This window comes from Planotetraspora phitsanulokensis (assembly GCF_016863295.1).
GTDB classification, from domain to species: domain Bacteria; phylum Actinomycetota; class Actinomycetes; order Streptosporangiales; family Streptosporangiaceae; genus Planotetraspora; species Planotetraspora phitsanulokensis.
Map to the genome: position 1 here is coordinate 1 of NZ_BOOP01000048.1, position 23,457 is coordinate 23,457.

43 protein-coding genes and 1 pseudogene are annotated in these 23,457 nt (G+C 68.5%); 5 read left to right on the plus strand and 39 right to left on the minus strand.

The annotated features are described in order from the left end of the window. Nucleotides 1–93: 93 nt before the first annotated feature. From Pph01_RS38735 to Pph01_RS38865, 27 genes and pseudogenes are all read right to left on the minus strand, one after another. Complete coding sequence (locus tag Pph01_RS38735; RefSeq protein WP_204078238.1) at nucleotides 94–369, minus strand: hypothetical protein; 276 nt, start codon at nucleotides 367–369, stop codon at nucleotides 94–96. Next, nucleotides 366–1,001: a hypothetical protein gene (locus tag Pph01_RS38740; RefSeq protein WP_204078239.1), complete on the minus strand. Its 636-nt coding sequence runs from the start codon at nucleotides 999–1,001 to the stop codon at nucleotides 366–368. Before Pph01_RS38740 ends, Pph01_RS38735 begins: the two co-directional genes overlap by 4 nt. Before the next feature lie 278 nt (nucleotides 1,002–1,279). After that, nucleotides 1,280–1,459: pseudogene (locus tag Pph01_RS43100) on the minus strand (J domain-containing protein); the annotation flags it as partial. A gap of 313 nt (nucleotides 1,460–1,772) precedes the next feature. Further along, entirely contained in the window at nucleotides 1,773–2,027 is a 255-nt protein-coding gene (locus Pph01_RS38750) for a hypothetical protein (protein WP_204078240.1), read from the minus strand. Then, on the minus strand, nucleotides 2,024–3,109 hold the full coding sequence (locus Pph01_RS38755) for a hypothetical protein (RefSeq protein WP_204078241.1): 1,086 nt from the start codon (nucleotides 3,107–3,109) through the stop codon (nucleotides 2,024–2,026). The genes Pph01_RS38750 and Pph01_RS38755 overlap by 4 nt, the downstream gene beginning before the upstream one ends. Continuing rightward, the gene (locus Pph01_RS38760; RefSeq protein ID WP_204078242.1) at nucleotides 3,106–3,660 is read right to left on the minus strand and encodes a hypothetical protein; all 555 of its coding nucleotides are present in this window, start codon (nucleotides 3,658–3,660) and stop codon (nucleotides 3,106–3,108) included. The genes Pph01_RS38755 and Pph01_RS38760 overlap by 4 nt, the downstream gene beginning before the upstream one ends. Then, on the minus strand, nucleotides 3,660–3,998 hold the full coding sequence (locus Pph01_RS38765) for a hypothetical protein (RefSeq protein WP_204078243.1): 339 nt from the start codon (nucleotides 3,996–3,998) through the stop codon (nucleotides 3,660–3,662). The genes Pph01_RS38760 and Pph01_RS38765 overlap by 1 nt, the downstream gene beginning before the upstream one ends. Beyond that, nucleotides 3,991–4,275, minus strand: a complete 285-nt coding sequence (locus tag Pph01_RS38770; protein WP_204078244.1) for a hypothetical protein — start codon at nucleotides 4,273–4,275, stop codon at nucleotides 3,991–3,993. Before Pph01_RS38770 ends, Pph01_RS38765 begins: the two co-directional genes overlap by 8 nt. Continuing rightward, entirely contained in the window at nucleotides 4,268–4,999 is a 732-nt protein-coding gene (locus Pph01_RS38775) for a hypothetical protein (RefSeq protein WP_204078245.1), read from the minus strand. Before Pph01_RS38775 ends, Pph01_RS38770 begins: the two co-directional genes overlap by 8 nt. Next, nucleotides 4,999–5,295 carry a hypothetical protein gene (locus Pph01_RS38780; RefSeq protein WP_204078246.1) on the minus strand — a complete coding sequence of 99 codons (297 nt, stop codon included), beginning with the start codon at nucleotides 5,293–5,295 and terminating at the stop codon, nucleotides 4,999–5,001. The genes Pph01_RS38775 and Pph01_RS38780 overlap by 1 nt, the downstream gene beginning before the upstream one ends. Then, the gene (locus tag Pph01_RS38785) at nucleotides 5,292–5,687 is read right to left on the minus strand and encodes a hypothetical protein (RefSeq protein WP_204078247.1); all 396 of its coding nucleotides are present in this window, start codon (nucleotides 5,685–5,687) and stop codon (nucleotides 5,292–5,294) included. Before Pph01_RS38785 ends, Pph01_RS38780 begins: the two co-directional genes overlap by 4 nt. Then, nucleotides 5,680–6,075 carry a hypothetical protein gene (locus Pph01_RS38790; RefSeq protein ID WP_204078248.1) on the minus strand — a complete coding sequence of 132 codons (396 nt, stop codon included), beginning with the start codon at nucleotides 6,073–6,075 and terminating at the stop codon, nucleotides 5,680–5,682. Before Pph01_RS38790 ends, Pph01_RS38785 begins: the two co-directional genes overlap by 8 nt. Then, complete coding sequence (locus Pph01_RS38795) at nucleotides 6,068–6,352, minus strand: hypothetical protein (RefSeq protein ID WP_204078249.1); 285 nt, start codon at nucleotides 6,350–6,352, stop codon at nucleotides 6,068–6,070. The genes Pph01_RS38790 and Pph01_RS38795 overlap by 8 nt, the downstream gene beginning before the upstream one ends. Then, entirely contained in the window at nucleotides 6,349–6,654 is a 306-nt protein-coding gene (locus Pph01_RS38800) for a WhiB family transcriptional regulator (RefSeq protein ID WP_204078250.1), read from the minus strand. Before Pph01_RS38800 ends, Pph01_RS38795 begins: the two co-directional genes overlap by 4 nt. Nucleotide 6,655: 1 nt before the next feature. Further along, nucleotides 6,656–6,952: a hypothetical protein gene (locus tag Pph01_RS38805; RefSeq protein WP_204078251.1), complete on the minus strand. Its 297-nt coding sequence runs from the start codon at nucleotides 6,950–6,952 to the stop codon at nucleotides 6,656–6,658. Continuing rightward, the gene (locus tag Pph01_RS38810) at nucleotides 6,945–7,154 is read right to left on the minus strand and encodes a hypothetical protein (RefSeq protein ID WP_204078252.1); all 210 of its coding nucleotides are present in this window, start codon (nucleotides 7,152–7,154) and stop codon (nucleotides 6,945–6,947) included. Before Pph01_RS38810 ends, Pph01_RS38805 begins: the two co-directional genes overlap by 8 nt. Before the next feature lie 40 nt (nucleotides 7,155–7,194). Beyond that, entirely contained in the window at nucleotides 7,195–8,136 is a 942-nt protein-coding gene (locus Pph01_RS38815; protein ID WP_204078253.1) for a hypothetical protein, read from the minus strand. Further along, nucleotides 8,133–8,693: a crossover junction endodeoxyribonuclease RuvC gene (locus Pph01_RS38820; protein ID WP_204078254.1), complete on the minus strand. Its 561-nt coding sequence runs from the start codon at nucleotides 8,691–8,693 to the stop codon at nucleotides 8,133–8,135. The genes Pph01_RS38815 and Pph01_RS38820 overlap by 4 nt, the downstream gene beginning before the upstream one ends. Then, nucleotides 8,690–8,923, minus strand: a complete 234-nt coding sequence (locus tag Pph01_RS38825) for a hypothetical protein (protein WP_204078255.1) — start codon at nucleotides 8,921–8,923, stop codon at nucleotides 8,690–8,692. Before Pph01_RS38825 ends, Pph01_RS38820 begins: the two co-directional genes overlap by 4 nt. Further along, nucleotides 8,920–9,306 (minus strand): hypothetical protein, encoded by a 387-nt coding sequence (locus Pph01_RS38830; RefSeq protein WP_204078256.1) that lies wholly within the window; start codon nucleotides 9,304–9,306, stop codon nucleotides 8,920–8,922. Before Pph01_RS38830 ends, Pph01_RS38825 begins: the two co-directional genes overlap by 4 nt. An 82-nt stretch (nucleotides 9,307–9,388) precedes the next feature. After that, the gene (locus Pph01_RS38835) at nucleotides 9,389–9,670 is read right to left on the minus strand and encodes a hypothetical protein (protein ID WP_204078257.1); all 282 of its coding nucleotides are present in this window, start codon (nucleotides 9,668–9,670) and stop codon (nucleotides 9,389–9,391) included. A gap of 94 nt (nucleotides 9,671–9,764) precedes the next feature. Beyond that, nucleotides 9,765–10,019, minus strand: a complete 255-nt coding sequence (locus tag Pph01_RS38840; RefSeq protein WP_204078258.1) for a hypothetical protein — start codon at nucleotides 10,017–10,019, stop codon at nucleotides 9,765–9,767. Between the two features lie 77 nt (nucleotides 10,020–10,096). Then, the gene (locus tag Pph01_RS38845) at nucleotides 10,097–11,791 is read right to left on the minus strand and encodes a recombination directionality factor (RefSeq protein ID WP_204078259.1); all 1,695 of its coding nucleotides are present in this window, start codon (nucleotides 11,789–11,791) and stop codon (nucleotides 10,097–10,099) included. Beyond that, nucleotides 11,791–12,747 carry a hypothetical protein gene (locus Pph01_RS38850; RefSeq protein WP_204078260.1) on the minus strand — a complete coding sequence of 319 codons (957 nt, stop codon included), beginning with the start codon at nucleotides 12,745–12,747 and terminating at the stop codon, nucleotides 11,791–11,793. Before Pph01_RS38850 ends, Pph01_RS38845 begins: the two co-directional genes overlap by 1 nt. Beyond that, nucleotides 12,744–12,956: a hypothetical protein gene (locus Pph01_RS38855; RefSeq protein ID WP_204078261.1), complete on the minus strand. Its 213-nt coding sequence runs from the start codon at nucleotides 12,954–12,956 to the stop codon at nucleotides 12,744–12,746. Before Pph01_RS38855 ends, Pph01_RS38850 begins: the two co-directional genes overlap by 4 nt. Next, a complete protein-coding gene (locus Pph01_RS38860) occupies nucleotides 12,953–13,174 on the minus strand; it encodes a hypothetical protein (RefSeq protein ID WP_204078262.1) in 222 nt (73 codons plus the stop codon). Before Pph01_RS38860 ends, Pph01_RS38855 begins: the two co-directional genes overlap by 4 nt. 5 nt (nucleotides 13,175–13,179) lie before the next feature. Beyond that, nucleotides 13,180–13,503, minus strand: a complete 324-nt coding sequence (locus Pph01_RS38865) for a hypothetical protein (protein ID WP_204078263.1) — start codon at nucleotides 13,501–13,503, stop codon at nucleotides 13,180–13,182. A 279-nt stretch (nucleotides 13,504–13,782) separates the two neighbouring features. Between Pph01_RS38865 and Pph01_RS38870 the strand changes: the two genes are divergently transcribed. After that, nucleotides 13,783–14,307: a hypothetical protein gene (locus tag Pph01_RS38870; protein WP_204078264.1), complete on the plus strand. Its 525-nt coding sequence runs from the start codon at nucleotides 13,783–13,785 to the stop codon at nucleotides 14,305–14,307. 7 nt (nucleotides 14,308–14,314) lie between these two features. On the opposite strand, the gene Pph01_RS38875 is transcribed toward Pph01_RS38870, so the two are convergent. The 3 genes from Pph01_RS38875 to Pph01_RS38885 are packed head-to-tail and all read right to left on the minus strand — an operon-like array spanning nucleotide 14,315 to nucleotide 16,046. Next, nucleotides 14,315–15,289: a helix-turn-helix domain-containing protein gene (locus Pph01_RS38875; protein WP_204078265.1), complete on the minus strand. Its 975-nt coding sequence runs from the start codon at nucleotides 15,287–15,289 to the stop codon at nucleotides 14,315–14,317. 33 nt (nucleotides 15,290–15,322) lie between these two features. Continuing rightward, a complete protein-coding gene (locus tag Pph01_RS38880) occupies nucleotides 15,323–15,610 on the minus strand; it encodes a hypothetical protein (RefSeq protein WP_204078266.1) in 288 nt (95 codons plus the stop codon). 1 nt (nucleotide 15,611) lies between these two features. Then, nucleotides 15,612–16,046, minus strand: coding sequence for a hypothetical protein (locus tag Pph01_RS38885; protein WP_204078267.1), 435 nt, complete (start codon nucleotides 16,044–16,046; stop codon nucleotides 15,612–15,614). Between the two features lie 314 nt (nucleotides 16,047–16,360). On the opposite strand from Pph01_RS38885, the gene Pph01_RS38890 reads away from it, so the two are divergent. Beyond that, nucleotides 16,361–16,591, plus strand: coding sequence for a hypothetical protein (locus Pph01_RS38890; RefSeq protein ID WP_204078268.1), 231 nt, complete (start codon nucleotides 16,361–16,363; stop codon nucleotides 16,589–16,591). A gap of 49 nt (nucleotides 16,592–16,640) precedes the next feature. On the opposite strand, the gene Pph01_RS38895 is transcribed toward Pph01_RS38890, so the two are convergent. The 8 genes from Pph01_RS38895 to Pph01_RS38930 all read right to left on the minus strand — a co-directional run bounded on the left by Pph01_RS38895 (nucleotide 16,641) and on the right by Pph01_RS38930 (nucleotide 20,421). Beyond that, the gene (locus Pph01_RS38895; protein WP_204078269.1) at nucleotides 16,641–17,126 is read right to left on the minus strand and encodes a GntR family transcriptional regulator; all 486 of its coding nucleotides are present in this window, start codon (nucleotides 17,124–17,126) and stop codon (nucleotides 16,641–16,643) included. 155 nt (nucleotides 17,127–17,281) lie between these two features. Continuing rightward, entirely contained in the window at nucleotides 17,282–17,980 is a 699-nt protein-coding gene (locus tag Pph01_RS38900; protein ID WP_204078270.1) for a hypothetical protein, read from the minus strand. Next, nucleotides 17,977–18,351: a hypothetical protein gene (locus Pph01_RS38905; RefSeq protein ID WP_204078271.1), complete on the minus strand. Its 375-nt coding sequence runs from the start codon at nucleotides 18,349–18,351 to the stop codon at nucleotides 17,977–17,979. Before Pph01_RS38905 ends, Pph01_RS38900 begins: the two co-directional genes overlap by 4 nt. Next, the gene (locus tag Pph01_RS38910) at nucleotides 18,348–19,058 is read right to left on the minus strand and encodes a 3'-5' exonuclease family protein (RefSeq protein ID WP_204078272.1); all 711 of its coding nucleotides are present in this window, start codon (nucleotides 19,056–19,058) and stop codon (nucleotides 18,348–18,350) included. Before Pph01_RS38910 ends, Pph01_RS38905 begins: the two co-directional genes overlap by 4 nt. 74 nt (nucleotides 19,059–19,132) lie before the next feature. Continuing rightward, nucleotides 19,133–19,408 (minus strand): hypothetical protein, encoded by a 276-nt coding sequence (locus tag Pph01_RS38915; RefSeq protein ID WP_204078273.1) that lies wholly within the window; start codon nucleotides 19,406–19,408, stop codon nucleotides 19,133–19,135. Between the two features lie 2 nt (nucleotides 19,409–19,410). Then, nucleotides 19,411–19,785: a hypothetical protein gene (locus tag Pph01_RS38920; RefSeq protein ID WP_204078274.1), complete on the minus strand. Its 375-nt coding sequence runs from the start codon at nucleotides 19,783–19,785 to the stop codon at nucleotides 19,411–19,413. Between the two features lie 73 nt (nucleotides 19,786–19,858). Next, the gene (locus tag Pph01_RS38925; protein WP_204078275.1) at nucleotides 19,859–20,218 is read right to left on the minus strand and encodes a hypothetical protein; all 360 of its coding nucleotides are present in this window, start codon (nucleotides 20,216–20,218) and stop codon (nucleotides 19,859–19,861) included. Beyond that, a complete protein-coding gene (locus Pph01_RS38930; protein ID WP_204078276.1) occupies nucleotides 20,215–20,421 on the minus strand; it encodes a hypothetical protein in 207 nt (68 codons plus the stop codon). Before Pph01_RS38930 ends, Pph01_RS38925 begins: the two co-directional genes overlap by 4 nt. A gap of 289 nt (nucleotides 20,422–20,710) precedes the next feature. Between Pph01_RS38930 and Pph01_RS38935 the strand changes: the two genes are divergently transcribed. The 3 genes from Pph01_RS38935 (at nucleotide 20,711) to Pph01_RS38945 (ending at nucleotide 22,989) form a co-directional block, all read left to right on the plus strand. Beyond that, the gene (locus tag Pph01_RS38935) at nucleotides 20,711–21,169 is read left to right on the plus strand and encodes a hypothetical protein (protein WP_204078277.1); all 459 of its coding nucleotides are present in this window, start codon (nucleotides 20,711–20,713) and stop codon (nucleotides 21,167–21,169) included. Nucleotides 21,170–21,307: 138 nt separating this feature from the next. Then, nucleotides 21,308–22,183 (plus strand): ParA family protein, encoded by an 876-nt coding sequence (locus Pph01_RS38940; protein WP_204078278.1) that lies wholly within the window; start codon nucleotides 21,308–21,310, stop codon nucleotides 22,181–22,183. Beyond that, nucleotides 22,180–22,989: a hypothetical protein gene (locus Pph01_RS38945; protein WP_204078279.1), complete on the plus strand. Its 810-nt coding sequence runs from the start codon at nucleotides 22,180–22,182 to the stop codon at nucleotides 22,987–22,989. Before Pph01_RS38940 ends, Pph01_RS38945 begins: the two co-directional genes overlap by 4 nt. Before the next feature lie 91 nt (nucleotides 22,990–23,080). Here Pph01_RS38945 and Pph01_RS38950 read toward each other — a convergent pair whose 3' ends face one another. Further along, a complete protein-coding gene (locus Pph01_RS38950; RefSeq protein WP_204078280.1) occupies nucleotides 23,081–23,455 on the minus strand; it encodes a hypothetical protein in 375 nt (124 codons plus the stop codon). Between the last annotated feature and the right edge of the window lie 2 nt (nucleotides 23,456–23,457).

Below are 23,457 nucleotides of genomic sequence, written 5' to 3' on the forward strand. Positions count from 1 at the left end.
CGTTTACCCTGGTCAGGGGCTCGCGTGGGTTCGGGTGGTCGGCCAACAGCGAGGCCTTGGCCTGGGCCTGGAGCTCGTCGAAGGTCTCGTCGGTCACCTCCGCCTCCTTCGCGTGCGCTGGCGGTAGGCGGGCCGGAGTGGTCGGGCGCGTGCGCGTCGGGCAGCTCGGCCGAGGATCCCGGAGAGCTTCGCCCAGTCGCTGGCGGTCCAGTGGTGTTCCTCGTCGATGACCTCGCGCCAGACGTGCTCGCGCCACTCGCGTAGGTCGACGGCGACGGTGTACGTGGTTCGGGCGAGGTGGTCGCCGGGGCCGTACGGAGCGGTGGTCGCCACGATGTGGCCGGCGCCGCGGTGGGCCTGGTGGTTCACGTCGGGTCCTTCGTGGCCTTGCGGTCGGCTGCGCATCCTCGGCAGGGGTCGGGCAGCTGGTGGATCGGGCAGAGCGGAGGCGCGGCAGCGGCGCGGGACGTGGACAAGCTTTTAGGAGCTGGAGAAGGACTAGGAGCCGCGCGCGACGCACGCGCGCACGCGAGGGCGAACGTTTCACCGGACGCTGCATACAAGGTTTCGGTGAACCTTCGGTCGAACCCTTCGGGGAACCCTTGGGGGAAGGTTCTCGGAATCATGTCGGTCAGGAAAGGCACCAGGACGTCGTCCCACGTCTTCTCATGACCGATCCTCACCTCCTCGTTGAGCAGGCGAAACACCTCCACAACGATGATCGTCCGGAGCAGCTTCGACCCCACGTTCTCGAAGTCCTTCACCGTCGCGCGGGCCATATTCGGACTGTCGAGGATGCCGTCATGCCTCAGAAACGAGCGGACAAGCATCTCCTCGGTGTCCTCATCGACCACCACATACCGGGCCTTCTGCAACGCGTTGATCGACCGGCGCAGCTTCGGCACGCTCGAATCAGCGGCCAACTGCGACCAACGGCGCAACGTGAACGGCACTACTCCGCAGTAGGACAGGCCCGGCTGGGTCAGAGCGAGCATGAACACACGCTGCTCCTCGCCCTTGAGGGCCCGAAAGTCGTCGTCGGACCACGTCCGGTGGCGGATCCGACCATGTTCGCGAGCCAAAACGCCCCTCTTTCTCGGTTATCCACAAGGTCTTTCTGGTCGTGCGGTGGGCCATGAGGGAAGGCGTCGCACTGGTCACGGTACGCGGCGCCGCCCACGGAACAGGTCCCGCGGGCGGCGCCACATCGGTCAAACCGGTCCGGCTCGACGCCGGACAAGCAGGTCAGGACAGGTCATTTCGGTATCCGCCCAGTCGCGTCGTAGTACGCCCGCTTCTCAGGCATCGACAGCACACCCCACGCCACCGACACCTCCTTGAAGCGCTCGACCGTCGACGGGTCCCCACTCGTGTCCGGGTGGAGCTGCCGGGCGAGCCGCCGGTACGCGCTCTTGATGTCGGCATGGCTCGCGTCGACCGCCACGCCGAGGACCTTGTAGAGCGCGCCAACCGGGGGGGCAGCCCTCGGCGGAGGAGGTGGAGGCGGAGGGGACGAGCGGGGCGACGTGCGCGGCCGCCCCGTGCACATGGCTCCAACGTGCGGCATCATCAGGTGCTCCCAATGCGCCAGCGGTCGGTCCTTGGTGACCTGCCGCGAGCTCAGCACCCCATGGCTGTCCCGCCACACCGCGGTGTTGCCCTTCGGGTCCTCGACCAGGTTGACCGGGAGGAGCCGGCCCTTGAGGGTCCGCGTCCACCACACCTCGGCGCCGCACGGGTGCTTGTCCTTCGACCCCTTGCAGACGCCCCGGTCAGATCTCGGGAACACGCTGCTCTCCGGCCGGGTGCTCGACGACGGCCACGGCCCGCAGCTCGCAGATGTGGCCGAGCCTCCGGCACTCGGAGCACAGCATCTTCCCCTCCTCGAGGAGCACCAGGTGCTCGGCGCACGCCGGTTCATCCTGGAAGTGCTCGTGCACGCACGCCGTTCGCCGCACGGCCACCACATCGGACGGGCAGACGGGCATGAGGACGGGGACGTGCGCAGCGCAGGTCAGCTGGATCACGCCACACCTCCGGGCAGACGAGCGAACACCGCGTTGATCGAGGCGAGCTCGGCGACCGCCTGGTCCCGCTGCGCGGTGACCTCGTCGACCACCTCCAGGAGGTCGTCGCGCTCGCGGCGCCACTTCTCCGCATCCGCGCGGGCCTCGTCCCGTTCCCGCTGGAGGGTCTGCATCTGCCGCTCGACCGCGAGCAGCGCGGTCAACGCCGGACCTCCCGTCGCCGGCGGCGTCGGATCAGGACTCGGCGCTGTCGGCTTCGGGGCAGGCTTCGGGGTCGGCTTGGGCGCGGCCGCCGCGGCGGGCAGCTTCGTGACCGTCAGCCCGCCGTTGTTCCACTCGTTCGCGAGCCACCACACCGGCGGCCGGGCCTTCGACCGGTGGCAGCGGGTGTGCTCGGTCCTGTTGAGGTACTGCCGGACGTCCTTCTCATGCAGCTCGTCCCAGTCGAAGAGCTCCCGGTTGGACGCGATGAAGTCCGACAGCGACCCGACCCAGCGAACGCCCCAGACGCCGCCGTTGCTCAGCTGCACGTCGCCCTGCTCGCGGGCCTGCTCGCGCAGGAGACCATGGAGCGCTTCGGCATCACCAGCGATGTCGCGAGGCTTGGGGCGGACGATCCGCGCGGTGTCGGCGATCGTGGGCACGGTCGTTTCTCCTGAGGGGGTCGAGTCGGGGAGGAGGTAGGCGATGACCTCGGCGTCGCGACGGTGGAGCATGTCGACGTACGACCGGGCGGCGTCCGGGCCGGGCGTGTGGAGGATCCCTCCGGACACGTACGGGCGGACGCCGTTCTCGCGTGCGCGTGCGACGAGGGTTGCGACGTCCCACCTGGTATCGGGCATTTCGGGGGCTTTCTTGGTGGTGGTGGCGGCGACCATCGGCTCGGGGGCCGGTGTGGCGAGGTCGCGGATCATGTTGCGGTAGTTGTGGAGGCCGTCTCCGATGGCCTTGAGCGGGATGTCGACGTGGAGGTCAGTGGCGGGGTTGGTGACCTTCCACTTGTCGCCGTCCTTCTCCACGCGGAGGTTCAGCCGTGCGGCTTCGCTGCGGACCAACTTCTGGACGTCGGTGGTGCGGCTCATATGGCGGGCCTCTTCCACACCTTGAGCCCGAGGTCCTCGGCGTAGGCCGCGGTCCCGGCCGCGCCACGCGACTCCGGATGCAGGTGAGCGAGGACGCCGACGTTGTCCAGGCCGCGCGCGAGGGCGAGGCCGAGCATCAGCCCGTTGCGGTACGGTCCGGCGGACCCGCGCCGCAACACCTCGAGGTGCCACGGCGCGGGGCGCGTCTCGACGATCACGCCGGGCGCTTCCATGCCCCAGTCGTAGGCGTGCATGTCGCCGCCCGCCGGCGTCCGCTTCTTCGGGTCGAACCCGACGATCAGCCGCATCGGGCCGACCATGTTGCGGACCATCAGCAGGTCCTCGCGGACCCGGTCGCGGTCGGCGCCCCTCCACCCGGTGTAGAGCAGCGTGAACCAGTCCGGGCCGGCCCAGTTCTCCAACTCGGCGTCGAAGTTCGCCATGACGTGCGAGACAGCATCGGGGCTGATCGGGTAGCGGCCGAGGATATCGAGGAGGATGCCCTCGACCTCACCCCGCTGGGCCTTCGTCAGAAGCGGGCGGTCGTTCATCAGCTGCCACCTCCGATGCGGCCACCGAAGCCGCCGCGCACGATGACGCGGCCGCCGCGGGAGGTGATGGCGGTGTCCTTCGGCTGGATCGTCGTGCCCCTCCGGACGCGGCCGCCGTACAGGTTGCCGCCGTACACGTAGGTGTAGCCGCGGTGGCTTCCGCCCTCGCAGTACCGATCGTCGACCCGCCGGTAGGAGCCGTCATCGGCGCGGCTGCTGGTGTCGACGCAGTCGGCCGTGACCTCCTGGCCCTCGTCGACGACCGAGCAGGCCGACATGACCATGGCCGACAGCGCGGGGATCGCGCCGAGGACGAGCGCACGGGATCGCTTACGCATCGGTGTCGTTCCTCCGTCCCCACTTCTCGCGGATCGCGTCGGCCTCGCCGGGCTTCCAGGTGCGGTGCCCCGGCTCCTCGTCGAACGGGCTGGCGTAGACCTCCTCGCCCAGGTGCTCCCAGGCAGGGCGGCCGCAGCGGTAGCAGGAGGGGAAGGGCCGGTCGACCCAGCGGAACCACTCGCAGCGCTGCTGCTCGGCGGCTCGCGCAGCGTCGCGCGCCGCCCGGTTGGCTGCGCCGTGGTGCGGGCAGGTGAGCTCGGTGCATCCGTCAGACATCTGCATCTCCGGCGGGGAGCAGCTGGGCGAGCGCCGCCGGCCAGGTCGTGAACGGGGCGGCCCGGTCGTCCAGGTACGCCAGCGCAGGCAGCTTCCGGTTGGTGACGAGGATCTGGCTGCGGTCGGTCCAGAACTTCACGGGGGTGTCACCCTCGATGCAGGTCTCCAGGCCGTAGGAGGCCAACCATTCGGCCACGTCGTGGGCGTCGCGGCTGGTGTGGATGAACACGGAGAACCGCGTCATCAGGTCGCGCAGGCCCTCGATGGCGCCGGGCATCGGCGGGTCGTAGATCGTGCCGTCCTTCCAGCCCTGGCTGTAGCGGTGGATGACGCCGTCAAAGTCCACGGCGATCGTCCCGCCCGACCTCATCTCGTACACCGGGCCGAGGTAGCGGACGCCGTAGTTCGCGCCACGCTTGACGATGTCCCACCGGCCCGTGACGACGCCGCGTGTGATGGTGGCGGCCGACAGCAGGTCCGTCATGTCCTTCATGAACATGGGGAACCGGTGGCCATCTCCGTCGAGCCAGCGGAAGTTGGCCGCCGATCGGCCGCGCACCATGCCGTCGAGGGTCATGAACGTGGCGAACGGCACGTTGCGCCGCCAGTCGCAGTCGAACGGGACCTCCACCACCCGCTTCGCCTCCTCGTCCAGGCGGTAGCGGGTCGGCGCGTAGTCCAGCAGGTTGCCCTGCTCGTCGTAGGGCGCTTCCAAGAGGGGCATTAGTGGTCGTTCCTTTCGGAGGGGTTCCAATCGGTGGCCTCGTCGACGATCACGAGGCTTGGGCGGGCGCCGTCGACGCCGAGGGCCTGCCGTACGGCGGCCTTGGCGTCGGTGACGGCCTCGCGGTACGTCTGCCAGTCGGCCGAGCGGCGGCGGTAGGTGAGGTTGACGCGGCTCTTGATGTCGGCGGGGACGAGGTGCCAGTGGCGGCGGCACATCAGGTGGTCGATCGGGATCTGCGCCCGGCAGCGCGGCTGCATCGCGCAGGGGTGGACGATCGCCCGCGGCCGCTTCACTGCGGCTCTCCCATGACGGCCCGGTCCGCGATGGCGTTGATGATGGCCTGGGCCAGGTCGTCGACCCACTCGGCGTTCTCGTCGTTCGGGTCGACCTCGTCGAGGCCGTAGCCCGCGAAGTCGAACCCCTTGATCCCGGCCCTGATGGCGGCGTGGATGTCGATGCGGGGCCTGACGTCGTCTTCGTTCACGGGTGCGTCCTTGAGGGGTTCGGTGTTCTGGGCCGCGAGGAGTTGGTTGCGGCGGCGGGCCTGCATGCGGCGCATGCGCTGCTCGTCGGTCGGGGCCTCCCAGCGGTGCCAGCCGGCCACCGCCGACCAGCGCCCAAAGTGGGCGCGCTGCTCGACCCCGCACCACTGGCAGCCGCCCGGCGGAAACGCGAGCTCAGACATGGCCGAACCGCGCCATCCGGCGTTCAGCCCTGGTGAGGTTCAGTCGCAGGCCGTACGTGGTGTACGACCCGACGCCGCGGCGGTGCGGGATCCACTCGGCGAGGAGGTAGCCGCCGCGCTCGATGTCGAAGGTCCGCAGCGTCTCGACCAGGTCGGCGAGGTACATCGGGAAGAACTTGTTGTCCTCGTTGAGCCAGGTCACGTAGGGGGCGGTCTTGCCCCGGACGAACTCGGCCAGGTGCATGCGGGCGGTGAACGGCTCGGCCGGCCGCCACACCACTTCGCCCTCGGGCACCCACGGCTTCCGGAGGAGGTTGCCGAACTCGTCGAACGGGACGACCAGGCCGTCCTCATCGTCGTAGTGCGGGTGCGGGGTGATGTCAGGCATCGGCTCCGCCCCCGTCGACCTCGGGCGCAGTGCGGATCGGCAGAGCCTGCCGAACCATCGCCGCACCGCGCGCGTAGACCTCCGGCCCGGTGGCACCGGTCGTACGCGGCGGGGTGATCGGGATGAGCTTCCACCCGAGGTGGGTCATGGCGGTCATGAACTCGAACGCGAAGTCGGTCGGGCTGGGCCTGTCGTCCGGGTCCAGTTGGTCGCGCTTCCAGACCCGGTGCGCGAGCGCCTTCATGGCGTCCTCGAACCCGTCAGGGTGCCTGGTCACGATGCTTTCCCCTTCTTCTTCTTGAGGTCGCTGCGGAGCTTCCGGCGGCGGTAGAGCTTGCGTTCGTCCTCGTCGAGGCCGCCTGCGACGCCGTACTGACCGGCGAATCGGAATTGGTACTCCAGGCACTCCGCCCGGACCTCGCAGCTGCCGCAGAAGCTCTTGGCCTCCTGGATCCGCCGTTCCTTCTGCTTGGCGGTCTCTCTGTCCTCGCCCTCGCCGGGGCCGTAGAACAGGTACAGGGGCTGGCCCTTGCACTCCGCCTCGTCCTGCCAGGCGATGGCGGCCATCGAGATGGCCATGTCAGCTGGTCTGCTTGTCGAGGAGCCCGCACGCGGCGGCCGCCGCGGCGTACCGTTCGGCGTGCCGTACGGACACGTTCATCAGCCGCGCGACGACGGTGATGTCCTTGTGCTCGCGCGCCAGCTGGGCGTACCGCTGGACCTTCGCGAGGCTGCGCGGGGTCGACGGCATCCAGGCCGGCCCGCCCTCGGACCGCATGACGACGAACCCGGCGTTGCCGAGCGCGTCGAGGATGGCGTCTCCGGTGGTCGGGTTGGTGGCCAAGGCCTCCGTGATGACGTCGGACGCGCTAGACATCGGGGGTCACCTCCGGGGTGATGCGGCTGGCCAGGGCGTATGCGGCGTCGAGGTCCTCGGGTGTGAGGTTGCGGGCCTCGAGGACCGCCATGAGGCGGGTGCCGTCCGGGGACCAGACGGCGACGCGCGGGGTGTGGCCCTTCTTGCGGACCTGCTGCTTGCGGTTCCGCTGTCGGCTGGGCTCGGGGGTGAAGTCGCTCACTGGTGGGTGCTCCTGTTGGTCGGTTCGTTGTGCAGCCGCTTCATGCGGATTCCTTGAGGCCCGTCAGGGTGACGTTCGCCCGGTTCAGGGCCCGCTCGAGGGCGTCTTCGGTGACGAGGAGTCGAGCGGCCACGAGGGCCCGGTCGATGACCTCGTTGCGGGTCACGAGCCGGTCCGTCTTGACGATGAACGTGGCCTCCTCGATGAGGGCAGCACCGTTGCGCTTGGGCCGGATGCCGTCGAGGGTGCCCCGCTCCTTGAAGTACCGCTCGTGGTAGGAACAGAGCCGGTTGCTGCTCACGGAGCTGCGGCCGCACTCGTCCAGGTGGCAACGGATGTGCTCCCATGGCTTGGTCCGTGGGTCGTCGATGGTGTCGTCGTCCCACGCCTCGAACGGCTCCCACTCCTCGCGGGCAGCGCGCTGCATGGTCCGCTCCATCACGATCCGTTCCGGCTTCGTGCTGCTTGGCGGCTGCTGGCCGCGAAGCTCGGGGTACAGGTCACGAACGGCGCGGGCGATGCGGGCGGTCATGGTGTCCCGGTACAGCACGGTTTGGAACCACCGAGCTTGGATGCCGAGGCGGTCCGCGATGTAGGTCCGGGAGTATCCGGCGACGGCGAGTGCCTGAACGCGCCGGATGGTGCCTGCCGTGCTGACCTTCGCCGTGGCGTCGAGGTCGTCGAGGTCAGGCCAGAAGTTCAGCAGCTTGTCCGCGAGTTCGGGACTCATCTTCCGTAGCGGAGCGATGCCCCGCGAAGGGGTACCCCAGATCAGGCGTCGGATCGTGGCTCGCCCGACGCCTGCGAGCACTCCGATTCGGTACCAGGCCAACCCCATGTCGTCGTGGATTCGGACGACGTGCTCGCGGACGGGCTGGGCGTTCACGTAGGGCCGCCACTTGCCGAGTCTCTTCATGCGCCGTCGACGTCGAGCGTTCGCGGCGTGCTTGGCGCGCAGGAGTCGCAGCTGGTCGCTGGTCACGAGCCCACCTCCGGCCAGGCCTTGACCCGGGTCAGGACGTCGCGCTGAGCCTTGGGCACGGTGACGATCGGGTGGCCGAGCCAGTCGCAGCCCATTGCGCGCATCCACCAGGCGTCGCATTCGTCCTCGGTGGGGAACACGAGGCCGGCCCGTGCCTGCGCGGACGTGGCCATCTGGCTCTTGGTCGCGGCGCCGTTGCCGGTGGCGTACATCTTCACGTGGGAGAGGTTGACCAGCACGAGCGGGGCATTCGCCTTCCAGCAGGCGAGGCGGACGATGCCGCCGATCTCCGCGAGCCGGTGTGCCGAGCCGCCTTTCGCGTGTGCGGCGTAGTCCTCCATGACGACGAGGTGGGGCTTGTGCTTGTCGAGCAGGGCGTCCATCGACGTCTCGACGTAGTGCATGCGGGCCTGGTCGTCGGCCAGCGTGCGCGCCCGGCCGGTCACCTTCTTGGCCTTGAGCGCGGTAGTGGACTCGTCCGGCAGCGCAACGCCGGACTGTTCTGCTGCGAGGTCGATCCCCATGACGCGGGGTTCGAAGGTCACGCGGGGCGTCACCGGTCCTCCTTCGGGTTGGTCGTGGGTAGTTCGTGGTCCGTCCAGTAGTCGGCCCACATGCGGGAGTCCTGTGCGACTTGGTTCGCTGGGCGGAGCGCGCGGAAGTCCCGGGTGGTGCGGTAGCGGTGCTTCTCGATGCGGCGGAAGCGCCAGGCGATGGCGAGAATCCCGGCGGTGCCGGTGACGGTGAGCGCACCGATCACCGCCAGGATGTCCCGCACGACGGTCACTGCTGCTGGCCCGCCTTCAGCGCGTCGATCTCGGCGTGCAGCTGCGTCTTCTCGCCGACGACGGTCAGCAGGTCACGCTCGGATTCGGTCGCTCGGCCTGTCCAGTAGGCGTTCTCCTCCTGGAGCTTGGCGACCAGGTCCTCGGCCGCTCCGTAGTGCGACCGGAGCGTGGCCATCTCGGCGCGGCTGCTGCGGCGCCCGGCCTCGAAGCCGAGCGTCCCGCCGAGCATCGCGCCGAGGAATCCGACGATCGAGGCGGTGAGGAAGGCCCACAGCCCGCCGAAGACGGAGACCGAGACGAGGAGTACGAGGGCCGCGCAGCCCGTGACCGTTTCGTGGTGGTGGCGGGCCCACACCCGGAGCTGTCGGATGCGGGCCTTCACTGGGCGACCTCGCCTTCGATCTCCAGGATGTTCGGGTAGGAGGACGTGACGGCCGCCGCGCTTGTGTTGTTGTTTCGGCTCATCACGCACCTGCCTCTACAGACGCGGCGATGATGCGGGTGCCGGGCCGGCCCGCGCGGCGGTCGCCCTCGAGGTCCTTGTCCGCGAGGAGCTTCTCGATGAGGTCGGCGGGGAGCTCCACCTGGTGCTCGCGCAGGGCGGTCACCAGGTCGTCGACGGTGGTGATCTCCTGCGGGTCGGCGCCGATCCAGAAGACCTCGACGTCGTACTCCTCGTCGCTGCCGGTGTTCGGCTCGTCGAAGCACATCGCGAAGTAGGTCGCGAGGGGCGCGTCCCAACCCACTGCTGTCCAGCGGTGGGGCGGGGATGCGGGCGGGTTCGGTGCGGGGTAGCGGCTCACTGATCAGCCTTTCGTGGCGTTTGAGGTCGGGGCGGGGTCAGGTGGTGGCGGTCTCGCGGGCGAAGTCCTCGGCGTCGAGCTTCTGGAGAGCGGCGACGAGGCTGGCCCGCCACGCGTGGTTCGCGTGCGCGATGGCGTCGGAGACGTTGAGGGCGTCGAGCAGGGACGCGCGGTCGGTGAGCGTGGCCGGATAGCGGCGGTTGCCGATCGCCAGGACGGTCTCTTCGCGAGTCGGCCGGTGCTCGATCGTGTTGGGGGTGACGTCGTCGAGGTCGACGGTGATGGTCTTCATGTGCGTGGGTCTCCTTGTGGCGGGGGGTGGTGAGGAGCCCGGCGCTCACCGCGGTGGTGAGCGCCGGGCGGGGCCGGTCAGGCGTCGGGCTTGACCTCGGAGTTGTTGAGCTTCTGGAGGAAGGCCGCGAAGTTCGCGTTGCTGGCCTTGTCGAGCTTGACCTCCATGGCCTGCTCGAACTTGGCGGTGAGCGTCTCCCTGGTGCCGCCCATGTCGGCCCAGACGTTCGCGATCCGCTGCGTGAGGTCCTTGCGGCGGTCGGCGGCCTGCTCCATCAGGAGCTTGATTCCTTCGCGGGCCTTGGCGGCGCTGAGGTCCCTGGTCGAGGTGACCGTGACGCCGAGGTGCTCGGTGATCCAGGCGAACCGGGCTTCGTCCTTCTTGGCCGTGGAGCCAGGCCCGGTGAAGTCGGTGACCCCGGCTTCGGTGAACCACACGTTCAGGTCGCGCAGCTGCTTGTCGGTGGCGCCGGGCTCGTCCTCGATGACGTCGGCGTCCACCACCTCATCGACCGGGGCTGCTGCGGCTCGCTGCTGGCGGGCGGCCTGGAGGAGCGCTTCGGCACGCTCGGACGCCTTGCGTGGCTCGTCCGCGATCGGCCCCCCGGCAGGCTCCGCCGGGTTGATCGCCTGTGTGACGAACGCGTTGAGCTGGGCGACGCTCGCCTTCTTCAAGGTGGTGCCGGACGACTCGGCGAACGCCGCGTGGAGCTCGGTCATGGTGCCCTGCCAGGCCGTCATGATCTGCTGCCGCAGGCGGTCAGCTTCGGGGTCGCTCGGCGTCTCGGCCGGCTTGTCGGACCCGGGCCAATGGTCTGCGTATCCGCCCGGCGGCGGCGTCTCAGGAGGCTCCTCCTCGTGAGTGACCTCGCGCTCGGGCTCGCTCGTGGGCTGGGGCTGCCCGAACGACTTGACGCGGGCCTGCGCCGCCTCCTCGACCTCCTTGGCGCGAGGCTTCCAGGCCGGGTCCAGCTTCGCGGTCTGCCAGATGGCCACGACCTGATCGCGGTTCTCGGCCCGCTCGATCATCGCCAGGTAGTCGGTCGCCGGGGCCGCCTCGATGGCCTTGGCGGTGGTGGTCCGGCCGAGCTCGGCGCGGCGCGCGACTTCGCCGGACATCAGCTCGTGGAAGCCGACGCCCTCGATGGTCAGCCCCGGCACCATGTACGTGGTGGGCTTGGGCTGCCGGGTTCGCTCGTCGATGATCGTGCCGTTGCGCTTGGCCAGGTACAGCCAGGCATCGACGTACTGGCCCGCGTGGGCGAGGAACTCAGCGGCGTTGGGCAGTTCCTCGGCTGCGTTCTTGCCCTTGCTGTCGAGCCGCCACAGGCCGAGGCTGGGCACCTCCTTGAGGAACACCCCGAGCCGTGTGTACGGCTTGCACGGGCGGGCCTTGACGGGGGTGTCTGCCCCGCACAGGCAGGGTCCGACGAACGGAGGCTGCATCTCGACGCCGGTGCAGCGGCGCATGCAGACCTTGGACTCCCACAGCTCCATGTTCTGCGATAGCCCGTTCGGGGGGACGACGACGGGGATGCGGACCGCGTCGGTGATGACCTCGAACTGCGGGCCCTCCGGGGACCTCCACGGCTTGGCCTGTCCGCCGTACAGGTCGGCGACTCCCCGGATCATCTCCTCCGAGGGGGAGGTGAAGCGGAACGTCTCGATCTTGCTGGGGTACTCCTTGCCGCTCTGGTTCTGCTTCTTGATGCCGAGGCGGATGCGGCCGTCCTGCCAGTGACGGCGCTGGAGTACGGAGGGGTCGATGGGCATCAGGCGGCCTTCCTCTTCTTCGTCTTGGTGGGCGGCTCGATGGGCGGCTGGATCGGCTTGCAGCCGCGCAGCTCCAGGCCGTGGACGTAGTGGGCCAGGGGCAGCAGCCCGCAGAAGGCCTCGAATGCGGCCTTGTCGGCGGGGACCGGGACGAAGCCGTACGTCGTCTCGCGGAGGTTGAGGATCGCCGTGCCGACGAACTCCGGGACGGCGAACTCGTGGCTGTCGTCGTGGAACTCGGTCTCGCCGAACCGGCACTCCGGAGGGCAGATCAGCGCGACCTCGGCGTGGCGGAGCGCGGCCAGCTGCATCACGTGGTCGTCGTAGATCGCCGACGCGGGCTTCGTGAGCGACGTCTTGATGTCGATGAGCCACAGCCCGGACGGTGTGGGCAGCGGGTCGGCTGCGACCTTGCGCGGCCGGTACTTCGGGATCAGCGGCGACGTCTCGCTCGGGAAGCGCAGGTTGGCCCAGATGTCGCTGGTGCCGCCGTAGGGGATCGTGCGGTTCAGCACGGTGCACTCGGCGGCTTTCAGGTCGCGCTTGATGTCGAGGCCGAAGTCGCGCAGGAACTCCCGGTACGACTCGACGAACGGTTCGGCTTCGGGGTCGGGCACGTACGGGGCGCCGAGGTTGATCGCCTCAGCGATGTTGTGGACTCGGGAGCCGAGGTCGGCCTTCTTCTCCCACGCCTGCCGGTACTGGCCCTTGGCCTCGCTGAGGAACTCGTCCAGGTCGTCGGGGTCAGAGGCGGCGCGGATCGCGGCTGGAAGGTTGTCCATCAGCCACTCGGCGGTCACCTTCGCCGCGGCGGGGGCGAGTGCCTCGATGGCGTGCTGGTCGAGCGTGTTGGTGACGCTGATCAGCATTTCGCCGGTCTTCGGGTCGCAGTAGTAGCGGCCCTTGCCGGTGTGGACGGCGTGCTGCGGGTCGTACTGGTCGTCGCGCTCGCTCACTGCTCGCGCTCCCGGTCGTAGACCCACTCGTCGTAGCGGGAGAGGGCCGGCCCGCCGCGCCATGGCACCCGGCGGGTGACGGGCGCGCCGGTCAGGGGCTGCTCGGCGAACGCGTTGTAGGGGTGCCGCGCGGTGGGCCGGTCCTTGAGCTCGCCGAGGTAGTCGGTGAGCTCGTCGTCCGTGGGGATGGCGACGGTTGGTGGTGTCACTGGGCGATGTCCTCTCCGTACTCGGGGGCCTGGCGCATCCGCTCTGCGTGTGCGATCAGGCGTTCGGCTTCGTCGTGGTCGCCGTCCAGGGCCTCGACGAGGACCCTCTTGACTGCGTCACCGGCGTAGCTGCCGAGGTGCTGGTTGGCGTGTGTGGCGATGAGGCGGAGCAGCCCGTCGACTTCGGGGCTGCGAGGCGTTGCTGTGGCGTTGGTCACGGCGGTTACCTGCTAGCGGTACCGCTATCAGCGGCGTAGTAGACGGCGTGGAGCCGAAGCTTCGCGGTGCCGTCCTCGGCCTGCACCGTCCGCCTCGCGGCGTCGTAGCTGCCGCCCGTGTTGGTGCGGGTGAAGCCCTTCCAGCCATGCTTGATGGCGTTGAACAGGCGAGAGACCTCCTGCTTGCCCGCCTTGGAGTCGGCGGGGTGCTCGAGGATGAGCGCCCATCGGCCGGGGTTCTCGCGGAGCTGGGCGGCGAGTGCGGCGAGGTCGTCGCCCTGCTTGCGTCGGGGGCTGGGGGCTTCCCAGCTGATGATGCCGAGCGGCATGTCGTTCCGTTCCGTGCGGGGGTTTTGGTGGTGTGGCGGTTGCTCCGTAAATCCGGGCGTTTCACCCGTTGACGTGCGAACCGACATAACCGACACTATCGCGTCATGACGCACAAAGCAACGTCAAACGCGTCAAGTGCGTCAGCGTGTCACCTCGGAAAACTACAGAGAGTGACGACGCAAGCGATCATTTAAACGCACGCTGACGCACTTGTTGATACCGTGTGCGCCACACCCCCATATGGCACGTCAATCGCCACGAAAGGACACCGACGCGTCGTGGCCAACGTCAACGACACCACATCCGCCATCGTTCGCCTCATACGCGAACGCAGAGAGAACCCCGGCTTACTGCAAGCCCGCGTCTCCGTCCGCGCAGCAGCACGCCGCGCGAACGCGCTCGGCGGGGAGTTCTCCGAACCGACCTGGCGCCGCATCGAAAGCGGCACCAGGGACATCGACGACCGCGAAATCGTCTTCATGGTCGCCGCCATCAACGACCTCGCCGACTCGCCCGTCATCAGCCCCGAGGAGATCGAGCAGGCCGGCCGCCCCAGCGCGGCCGAGCTCTACCGCGCCTTGATCCGGGAGCGCGCTAAGACGGACCCCGCGTTGGCGCACCTTGATGCGGACGTCACGCCATCGGTGCTGCTGCAAAAGCTCCAGGGGATGCTCGCCGAGATCCGTGGACTGCGAGGGGTCTCAGCCGAGCAGAAGGCGCAGATGGAACAGAGCCTCATGCTCCAGGTCGACGCGCTCCTCGACGCCGTCAGCGCCCAGCTGCACATCCTCCGACCTCGCTAGGCCGTACTCAGTTCAGCCAGTGACGCGCTGCGTAGATGCCCAGCTGATACAGCGTGCTCGCACCGGCCCGCCGCTTGAGCTCGTCGATCCTGCGGTCAGCCGTTCTCTTGTGCACCCCCAACGTCGCCGCGATGCGCTCCATCTGAGCGCCAGCCGACAGCATCTCCACGATCAGCCGCTCGTCGTCATCGAGCCCGAGGCCGTCGTCGCTGAACAGCGCCGGATGGCTCTGGAGGGGAATGGCACGTTCCCATTCCGCTTCGAAGATCATGACAAGGAAGTCCATCAGGGTGCCCTGGTGGACCAGCAGCATGCCGCCGCTGTCGATGTGGTTGCGCGGGTTCCTCGGCGTTAGCGCCAACATCCTGTCGCCGATCAGCAGCTTGTGCGGCAGCTCGTCCGCCAGCCTGATCTCACACCCGCGGTCGGCCGAGTGCGCCAGGCCGGCCCGAGCCTTCGGGTTGTCGAACACCCTCTTCTCGTAGACGACACGGCACTTCGCGGGGTGGTCGTCGTCCGGCGGGGCCGACATCGCTGGGCTGTCCAGGTCGGAGAGCGGGAGGAACGGGTGCGTGACCAGCTGCATGATCTCGTCCGACGCCATGTCGTGGATCTTTTCGAAGTACCGGCTGATGTCCTCAAGGGTGCTCAGCAGCTCTACGGGCATGCCGCCGACCACCTGGTGGCCGACGGCGTACACCTCGTCGAGCTCCTCGATGAAGCTCTGGAGGCCCCGGAGGTTCATCTCCGCGTCGAGCAGAGAGTCCCGGAGCGCTGCGGAGGGGCGCCGTGTGACCGGTGGGTCGCCGTAGATCAGGCCCATTGACCTCAGGGCGGCCAGGCTGTCGACGGCGTGCGGGCCGAACAGCCTCGCCAGGTCGTCCATGCTCTTGAAGCCTACGAAGAGCAGGTGCCGGTAAAGCCGCTGCTGCTCGTCGGTTAGGCCAGGGACCTGGTAGCGCCCATCCGCCCGCATACCCACTTGGTCACTCCCCGGGTGATGATCTTTCTCTGATCAGCTCAGGATTACAGATCCCGCTGACACATCGTGCACCAGGGCGGACAACATTCGCCCGTGCTCGACACCCAGCTCATAGGCGCGCTTGGCCGCGACCGCCTGACGGTGCTGATTGACCAGGTAGAACGTCGCTGGGAGTGGCACAGACGCGCCCCACATGAGCAGCAGCGCATCGGCGTAGGCGTTGCCCCAGCCACCGCCGAAGGCCAGGAGCAGGGCGATGGCCACTGCTCCGGCCCATCCGGCGATGCTGATCAGCCTGATCAGTGAATCGCCACGGGACATGTCACATGCCGCCGGTGTGGCTCATCTGCTCCTGGGCCGGGATCCCGCTCGGGCTCGCGGTCGGGGTCAGGGTCTCCTCGGGGGCCGGCTGGTCGCCGCTGGTGGTGACGACCGGTTCCGGGGTGGTGGACGGCTGCGTGTCCTCCGTGGGAGTGCCCTCGATGGTCACGGTCGTCGTGGTCCGGCTGGTCGTGACCGTCTTGGTGACCGTGTACGTGCCGTCCGCGTTCTTCGTCCGGGTGGTGCTCGTTGTCCTGTTCGTGCTGACGACCGGCCCGGCGGGCGGGGCGATGGTGACCGTGGGCGTCGGCGCGGTGGGCGTGGGCGTCGGCTCGACGTCGGCCATGGATGCGCCAGCCGTGCCCACGATGAGCAGAGCGGCGAAAGCGAGAGACGCGGCAGCCGCGCGGAAGCGCGGACGTGCGTGGATGTGCATTGCGTGACCCCTAATGTGCATGGGTGAATCGGCGGTACGACTGACCGAAAACCGGTTCTGGTCAGTGCCCCTGTCAGCCCGCCGTTGAGTTGACCATGAAAGTCGGGATCAATAGGACATCGCAACAACTTTCAGCGCCATATTGTCGCCATGACACAAATTCGCCACATTCCGGGCGAGATGGTCACTCTGTGTCAAACGTTACGAGATCATGACGTCTCGATAACCCTTGGGCTTTCCAGTCACCCTCCGGACCGGACGGCGAGTCCAACCCTGGAAAGATCGGACATTTATCTAATGCCGCTGGAGAGACCATGAAACGCCTCGCGATGGCCACCCCCGCAGCAGCCGCCATCGTCGGCTCAGTCGCCTACTTGACTGATGTCGTCATGACGGGCTCGTCGACGACCCGAACGCTCGCGTTCGCAGGCGGGGTACTGGTGTGCCTCGTCACCATGTCCGTCACCCTGTTCCTCGTCCGGAAGGCGCCCAGCGTCACGACGCCGGCGGCGGCCTACGCCGAAGGGATCAAGGCCGGGCGCTGAACCTCGGCCAGCGGGCCGTACGCAGCGGCGGCCCGCTGGCCGTGAACGCTCACGTCTCGGTCGGCCACTGGTCCGGCTGGGACACGAACGTCCCCATCGCCGGCACCGTGTAGGCCCACCCCTCGTTCCGTAGCAGCGAGTACGCGGCCCGGCCGGTCTTCTTGGCCACGCCGAATAGGTCGTGCATCTCCGACTCGGCCGGGAGCGGCTCGTCAGGTCGGTACTTGCCGCCGATGATGTCCGCGCGGATCTTCGCGGCCATCGACTCGAAGGGGTACGGCTCGCGGATCTGCGGAGCGTCCTCGGGCCCGACGAATGATCCGACAGCCGCCACGGTGTAGATCAGCCCCTCCTCGCGGAGGATCTTCAAGGCGTTGCGGACGGTCAGCCTGGACGCGTCGTACTGCTCGCAGATCTCGAGCTCTTTGGGGAGCGCCTGGCCGGGCTTGAGTTCGCCCTTCTCGATGCTCTCCCTGAGATCGCCGGAGATCTTCTTGTACAGCGGCACTGGGCCGCGGGGCCCGCGTCTGGTCATGACAGCAGAGTAATACATATGGGGAACCTTTCAAGACGTATAGGAGATCAGACAGACGGGGCGGCGGCGATTGTTTGGCCCCAGAAACGGAGAAGCCCCGGCGCCATCAGCGCCGGGGCTCCTTCAACGTGGTGTGCAATCACGTACCGGCGATGCTACCGCGCCGGAGATCGCCTACGGCGGGCCTTGGCCAGGATGACCGGCTCCACCACAGTGACGTAGGCCCAGAAGCCTCCGTCGCCGTCGTCAGCGAGACGTACGGCGAACTTGAGCCCGTCCTGCGGGCACACCACCTCGTCCTCGCCCCGCACCTCAGCAGGCAGGATCACCCGGCGCTCGCAGCACGGCAGGTCGACGGCGACGCGACGGCCGCGCACCTTGTCCGTCCACCGCTGGACCACCTGGCCCGGCACGAGTTCGCGGGGGACGGGAAACCCAGCGTGGATCATCGGCGGAGCAGGGGCCTCGGGCGCCTTGTCGTTCTCGTCTTTCCTCCGGTCGACCACGGCCAGGCCCGCCATGTCGAGCGCGGTCACCAGGCGGTCGGCCAGCGCGAGAGCGAGGTCCTCGTCCGGCGCCGCGTACGCGCGGACCAGCTCGTCGGCCAGGACACGCACCGGGCCGGACCGCTTCTCGTCCTTGAACATGCCCGCGGCCGCGCGGCCGGCGCGGCGCACCCAGGTGTCGAGCTCAGTCGCCGTACCGAACACGGCGACCTCGATCTGCTCCACCCGGTCCAGCAGGAGCAGGACGTGGGTCGCTCTCGTCTCGCCGAGGTCGCCGCGCTGCTCGTCGGTGAGCGGCAGGATCGTCGGCACCAGCTGCGGGGCCTTGCCCGCGACGGTCGTCCTCACAGCGATGCCCTTTCGTTCGGGGTGAGGGGGAAGCGGGCGGTGAGGGCCCGGATGATTTCGAGCGCGACGCGGCGGTCTTCGTCCGGGTCGAAGTCCTCGATCGCCGAGACCACAAGGGAGTCGTCGTCGTCGCCGTACTCGGTGTCGAACAGCTCCGGCCAGGTGTCCGGGTCGAACTCGTCGTCAGCTCTCGCGTCGACGGCCGAGCGAAAGGCACGCTGGACGCTGACGGGGTTCTCGTAGTGCCCGTTCACGGTGGTCGATGGGATCTCCACCGATGTGTGCGCGGGGTCGTCGAGCGTCATTCCGAGCAGGTCGACGACGAGGTCCCTGATCCCGTCGCGCGTGATGTAGGCGGTGACGTCGCTCATGCTCGCTTCCCGTACACCGCGTCGTACACGTCGCGGACGAGGCGAGCATCGCCGAGTGCGGTGTGCCGATCGTCGATCGACTGATGCACGCCGAGCGCTCGCCAGTCCAGATGATCGGTTGTGCCGTCGAGCCAGTCGTTGACGTACGGGGCCGTTTCCGGCTCGAACTCGTCGGCGAGCGCGCGGCCGCGCAGGCGGCCGATCACGTACCCGATCGCGAGCGCCCGCACGTCGATCATCCGGTGGTGCGCGGTCAGGATCTGCCCGTGCGAGCGGAGGAACGCGTCGAGGTGCTTCCGATCGAACGCCGGGTTGTTCGCGACGATCGTCGCCCCGTTCAGCGTGCGGGCGAGCGCCGCGGCGACCGCGAAGGCGTCCATGTGTAGGAGCAGGTCGCCGAAGCGAGCGGGCTTGCCGCTCGTGTTCGTGTGCGCCAGTGGTGCCTGCGGGTCGTCGGCGTCCACGCAGGACAGCTCCACGGCCGCTCCGACAGGCTTGCCCGTGAGCCGGGACCGCTCGTAGTAGTTGCCGACCTGGACGGAGGCGGGGTCGGCTGTCACCAGGTCCGGCCGCACCTGCCACCAGGATTCGACGTCGCGCATGTCCGGGAGCGCCGGGTTGCGGACGATCAGCGCGGCCTCCCAGAGGTTGCCGAACCGCTCGTCGAGGTGGGTTGTCTCCGTGTCGAGAAACACGATCCTTCGCATGGGTCCTTCTCTGCTTGAAGGGGGGGAAGGCCTGCCCGGCCGTACATGCTCGGGCAGGCCGATGAGCGGTTTGGTCAGCGCTCGGTTCGCTCGGTGTGCTCGGTTCGCTCGGCGCGGAGCTTGAGCAGGGCTTCGGCGACTCCGCCGATGTGCGCGTCGATCTGACCGCCGCGCTCGCGGTACACGTGGTTGGCGCGCGTCATGAACGCGAAGAGCGGCGTCCTGGTGCCGACGTGCATCAGGTCGTAATCGGGCACGCCCTCGAGATCGGCGAGCATGCCCTGGACGATCGGATCGGCCGCCAGCTCGTCGACCTTCGCGGCGTAGTAGTGGTGTCGGATGTACGCCACGCTCAGACCTCCTTGGCCGGGCTGGACAGGCGGTTGATGGTGCGGGCGAGCATGAACACCTGCGCGTAGCAGTCGCAGATGTCGCCGGGGTCGGTGAACTCGCCGCAGCTGTCGCAGAGCAGGCCCGGCTCGTGGCCGCAGTCCTGGCACTGGTCGACGTCCTCGTGGACGTAGTCGGCGACCTTGTCGGCGGCGGCCTCGAGGAGCGTCACCGCGCGGTCTCGCAGGCCGGGGGTCAGCGGTGCCCGGCCGGCGCGGGCGTGCTCGGCCGCCGTCCGCAGCTCCTCGACCAGGGCGTCCACGTAGGGCGTTTCGGTGTCTGTGTCGTGGGGTTCGACGGCGAGAGCCGAGTGGTTCGCGGCTTCGGTGGTCGGCATCGGCAGTTCGTCTCTCCTTAGGAGTGGGGCTGCCCCGCCGCGGTGGGCGGGGCAGCAGATCGCGGTTCCGCTATCAGCGGTAATAGCCGTCGCCCTTGTCTCCGCCGTAGAGGCGGACCTGGTGCTCTTCCTCGCTGGTGAGCAGCCGCGCGGGAAGCGTCGCGAGGCCCTTCTCATGGGCCTTCCAGAAGCGGTGCCATCCGTCGATGGGGATGTGTCCGGCGTCCTTGACGGGGACGATGAGGGTTGGCTTTGTCAGGTCCACGGTGGCGGCGTGGGCCTTGTCGATGCGGATCAGATGGAACCACATGGCCGCCTGCTCGACGGAGATGTCGATGGTGGGTCGGCCCGCGGTGATGCGCTCGGCTTCGGTGACGTCCCAGCCGTACGCGAGGAAGTGGAAGGTCTCGCGCGTGGCTGTCGTGGCGGTCAAAAGTCCTCCTCGTCGAGTGCGGCGGCGAGGCTGTTCATGAGGGCCAGGACCTCTTCGGTGCCCATCTCCGCGAGGCTCTCGTCGAGCGTCCGGCCGGGCAGCGGGTGGATCTCGAAGACGTCGGTGCCGTCCTCGTGGAGCACGGCGACGGGTGATCCGGCGCGCGTGTACTCGAACGGCTCGGGGTCGGGGGTTGTGGTCATGGTGCCCTTCTTCGGTTGCTGGTAGCGGGGCCGCTATCAGCGTGGCGGAACCGTTTCGGTCAAGATCACTGCTTGACCTCTGGTCATTATAACCGCTTGTAGAGGTCTGTAGACCTTTGAGAGACGTCTGAATGCGTCGTATGTCCGGATCACTCCAAACCGTTACCGACAAGACGACAAGCGCTCTCAGAACCGCGTACCGTTGGTCTCACGCCACCCCGCCACAGGAAGCCCAGCCGACATGCCACGACCGCCACAGCGCCGTCCTGCGGCCGCGCAGCCCATATTCATGGAACCCGGAGCAGAGGCCGAACAGCCGCCGACAGCGGAAGCGCAACCAGCGCGCGGAGCCTCGCCCCGCCGGACGCGCAAGCCGACCTGGACCACGCTCATTCCGACGACGATCCGTCTGGACGAGGACGTCGACGACCGGGTGACCGTCGCCCTGCAAACCACCGGGATGGGCCTCCAGGAGTTCATCGAGCAGGCCATCAACGTCGCCTGCGATGCGCTGTCCATCCCGAAGACCATGCCGGAAGGCAGCTCCACGAAGCTGCCGCGCGATCCGAACGCCGAACCGCCGGGCACGCCCACGGAGCAGGTGTGGAAGACCGGCAACGTACGGCTCAAGCCGAACACGCGCATGAGGCTCGCTGCGGCCTGCGACAAACAGCAGGTCGGCGGCAAGGAGCTCATCAACGACGCCGTGGCGGACTACCTCGACGACCTCGGCATCGAGGGCGGGTAGGGGCGGGCTGGGAGCGAAAAGGCCGCCACACACGCGACAGTGGCGGCCTTTCTCCGTGTTCGGCGTGTCGTTCGCTTCTAGGATGTCCAACGCGCCCGTGTCGTTTTGTCGGGCGCGAACGCCACAGGAGGTCCCGAATTGAACGCCACACCAACCGCGGCACCCCCGCCAACGGGCGACGAACTGCCCCCGTGGCTGCGGCCGCGTGTCCCCGCCGGCTTCAAGCCACTCGCCACGCCCGCCCGGTTCTGTTGCATCATGCAGAAGGGCGGCAGCGGCAAGAGCACGACCGCCGTCTGCCTCGCCTGCGAACTCGCCCTCATGGGGCTCCGTGTCCGCGTCTGGGACGTCGACGCCCAGCTCGGCGGGACCACGCACTGGCTGGCGCCGAAGATCGGCGAGGGCGCCGGCGAGCCCGCGAACTTGCTCCACCTGTTCAACGGCGAGGCTTCGCCCGACGAGGTGACGTATCCGACGCAGGTGCCGAACCTGTACGTCGTGCCGTCGTACACGAGCCTCAAGCAGGTCGAGATCCAGCCGCCGCCCGGTGCCGAGCAGGTCATCGACTGGGCCATCGAGCATACGGCCGAGCCGTTCGACGTCGAGATCACCGACTGCGGGCCCGCCCTCGGGCAGCTGTCCGTGGCGGCGCTCGTCGGCACGCCGAACGTCATCATTCCGCTCAAGGTCTCGGGCTTCGACCTGAACGCCCTGACCGAGCTGAACCGGACGCTCAGGCTGACCAAGCAGCGGCTCGCCCCGGACCTCAAGATCTCCGCCGTCCTCCTGTCGGAGGTGCTGCGGTCGAACCTGACGCGGGACGTGTTCGACGCGATGTGCGCGGACTTCCCGGATTCCCTCGTCATGGGCATCCGGCAGAGCGTGAAGGCCCGCGAAGCATCCCTCGACGGCATCCGGTTGCCGCTCCACGAGTATGCGCCCGACGCGACCGTACGCCACGACTTCCGGTACCTCGCGGCCGCGCTCGTCGACGCCGAGAGGAAAGCCGCATGACGGCGGGCAAGGGTCCTCGGTTCAAAATCGCCTCCACGCACGCTGCGGGCCCGTCCGTCGTTGACGAGCTGGTCGGCCGCGTGCCGGTACAGCGGCCAGAGCCGACACCAGCTGACGGCGAGGTGGTCGGCACCATCGTGCAGCCGGCCGCCGCGCCGGTCGTTGCCAAATTTGGCAACGCCGATGAGCCGCCCACGCTTGAGGAGTGCGAGCAGCACATCCGAACGATCACGACCCAATGGCTGCTCGGTGTCGGCCTGGCCCTCAGGGCGATCCGCGACCACGAGCTGTTCAAGACGGCCGGGTACGACTCGTTCACCTCGTACGTGCGTCACCGACAGCCGCTCGGCATGAAGCCGCCGCAGGTGACCCGGGTCATCCAGTCGATCCCGGTTGTCGAAGCACTGGAGAACCGCACCGACCGTGAGATCAACGAGGGTCAGGCCCGCGTCCTCGTTCCCGTTCTTGAGCACGGCGCGCAAGCCGTGCAAGAGGTCTGGGACGCCGCGGCGAACTCCGGGCACCCGTCAGCGCGAGCGCTCGCGGAGATCGCCCGGAAGAAGGGCTACCTCAAGGGTGAGGATCCGAACGGCGGTAGTGACGATCCGCCGCCGCCCCCGCCCTCGGGGACATCGGCCGTCCTCGTGCGCTACCAGCGGGCGCTGTCGGCGTTCGACGACCTCCGTGGGCTGAGGAATTTGGCCAAGGAGGAGCCGGACGCGGCGCGGCACATCGCGGCGAAGCTGCGCGAGGCCCTGAACGAGCTGGAGACGGATCTCACCGAGGATGACGCGCCAGCCGAGTAGCCGTACTTGAAAGGATTCCTTTCAAGTACGGCTTCAAGTAGAAGGGGCGGGAGCCGTACGGCTCCCGCCCCTCTTCGCGTCCCGGCCGGCCTCAGCCCTCGGGGAACCGCTTCTCCAGCTGGTCGATCGCATCCTGGACGTTCTGCATCGAGCCACGGAGCATCAATACGGCGCCGAGGAGCGCGAGCTCGTTCTCCCCTGCGCCGCCCGCGATGAGGTTCTTCATGCCCGTCGTGAGGTCGAACGTGGCGGAGAAGCGCTTGGTGGCGTCGTCGACCAGGTGGAGGATCCCGGTCTGTGCGGCGTGGTCGAGTTCGGCCAGCGCGCCCGCGTAGTCGTCGGTGACGGGCAGCTTGGCAGGGTCTGCACTGCTGGCAAGGTCGGCGCAGTTGGCGGCGTGGTCGCACAGGTCGTGCCACGCAGCCGCTGCACCCTTGATCGTGGGGTCCTTGCTCGGGTCGCGCATGC

Bases quoted from the DNA above. Each gene is read 5' to 3' on its own strand.
- Pph01_RS38755 (WP_204078241.1), bottom strand. From the start codon at position 3,109: ATGAGCCGCACCACCGACGTCCAGAAGTTGGTCCGCAGCGAAGCCGCA.
- Pph01_RS38760 (WP_204078242.1), bottom strand. From the start codon at position 3,660: ATGAACGACCGCCCGCTTCTGACGAAGGCCCAGCGGGGTGAGGTCGAG.
- Pph01_RS38765 (WP_204078243.1), bottom strand. From the start codon at position 3,998: ATGCGTAAGCGATCCCGTGCGCTCGTCCTCGGCGCGATCCCCGCGCTG.
- Pph01_RS38770 (WP_204078244.1), bottom strand. From the start codon at position 4,275: ATGTCTGACGGATGCACCGAGCTCACCTGCCCGCACCACGGCGCAGCC.
- Pph01_RS38775 (WP_204078245.1), bottom strand. From the start codon at position 4,999: ATGCCCCTCTTGGAAGCGCCCTACGACGAGCAGGGCAACCTGCTGGAC.
- Pph01_RS38785 (WP_204078247.1), bottom strand. From the start codon at position 5,687: ATGTCTGAGCTCGCGTTTCCGCCGGGCGGCTGCCAGTGGTGCGGGGTC.
- Pph01_RS38790 (WP_204078248.1), bottom strand. From the start codon at position 6,075: ATGCCTGACATCACCCCGCACCCGCACTACGACGATGAGGACGGCCTG.
- Pph01_RS38800 (WP_204078250.1), bottom strand. From the start codon at position 6,654: ATGGCCATCTCGATGGCCGCCATCGCCTGGCAGGACGAGGCGGAGTGC.
- Pph01_RS38805 (WP_204078251.1), bottom strand. From the start codon at position 6,952: ATGTCTAGCGCGTCCGACGTCATCACGGAGGCCTTGGCCACCAACCCG.
- Pph01_RS38840 (WP_204078258.1), bottom strand. From the start codon at position 10,019: ATGAAGACCATCACCGTCGACCTCGACGACGTCACCCCCAACACGATC.
- Pph01_RS38845 (WP_204078259.1), bottom strand. From the start codon at position 11,791: ATGCCCATCGACCCCTCCGTACTCCAGCGCCGTCACTGGCAGGACGGC.
- Pph01_RS38865 (WP_204078263.1), bottom strand. From the start codon at position 13,503: ATGCCGCTCGGCATCATCAGCTGGGAAGCCCCCAGCCCCCGACGCAAG.
- Pph01_RS38880 (WP_204078266.1), bottom strand. From the start codon at position 15,610: ATGTCCCGTGGCGATTCACTGATCAGGCTGATCAGCATCGCCGGATGG.
- Pph01_RS38885 (WP_204078267.1), bottom strand. From the start codon at position 16,046: ATGCACATCCACGCACGTCCGCGCTTCCGCGCGGCTGCCGCGTCTCTC.
- Pph01_RS38890 (WP_204078268.1), top strand. From the start codon at position 16,361: ATGAAACGCCTCGCGATGGCCACCCCCGCAGCAGCCGCCATCGTCGGC.
- Pph01_RS38895 (WP_204078269.1), bottom strand. From the start codon at position 17,126: ATGACCAGACGCGGGCCCCGCGGCCCAGTGCCGCTGTACAAGAAGATC.
- Pph01_RS38905 (WP_204078271.1), bottom strand. From the start codon at position 18,351: ATGAGCGACGTCACCGCCTACATCACGCGCGACGGGATCAGGGACCTC.
- Pph01_RS38910 (WP_204078272.1), bottom strand. From the start codon at position 19,058: ATGCGAAGGATCGTGTTTCTCGACACGGAGACAACCCACCTCGACGAG.
- Pph01_RS38920 (WP_204078274.1), bottom strand. From the start codon at position 19,785: ATGCCGACCACCGAAGCCGCGAACCACTCGGCTCTCGCCGTCGAACCC.
- Pph01_RS38930 (WP_204078276.1), bottom strand. From the start codon at position 20,421: ATGACCACAACCCCCGACCCCGAGCCGTTCGAGTACACGCGCGCCGGA.
- Pph01_RS38935 (WP_204078277.1), top strand. From the start codon at position 20,711: ATGGAACCCGGAGCAGAGGCCGAACAGCCGCCGACAGCGGAAGCGCAA.
- Pph01_RS38945 (WP_204078279.1), top strand. From the start codon at position 22,180: ATGACGGCGGGCAAGGGTCCTCGGTTCAAAATCGCCTCCACGCACGCT.
- Pph01_RS38950 (WP_204078280.1), bottom strand. From the start codon at position 23,455: ATGCGCGACCCGAGCAAGGACCCCACGATCAAGGGTGCAGCGGCTGCG.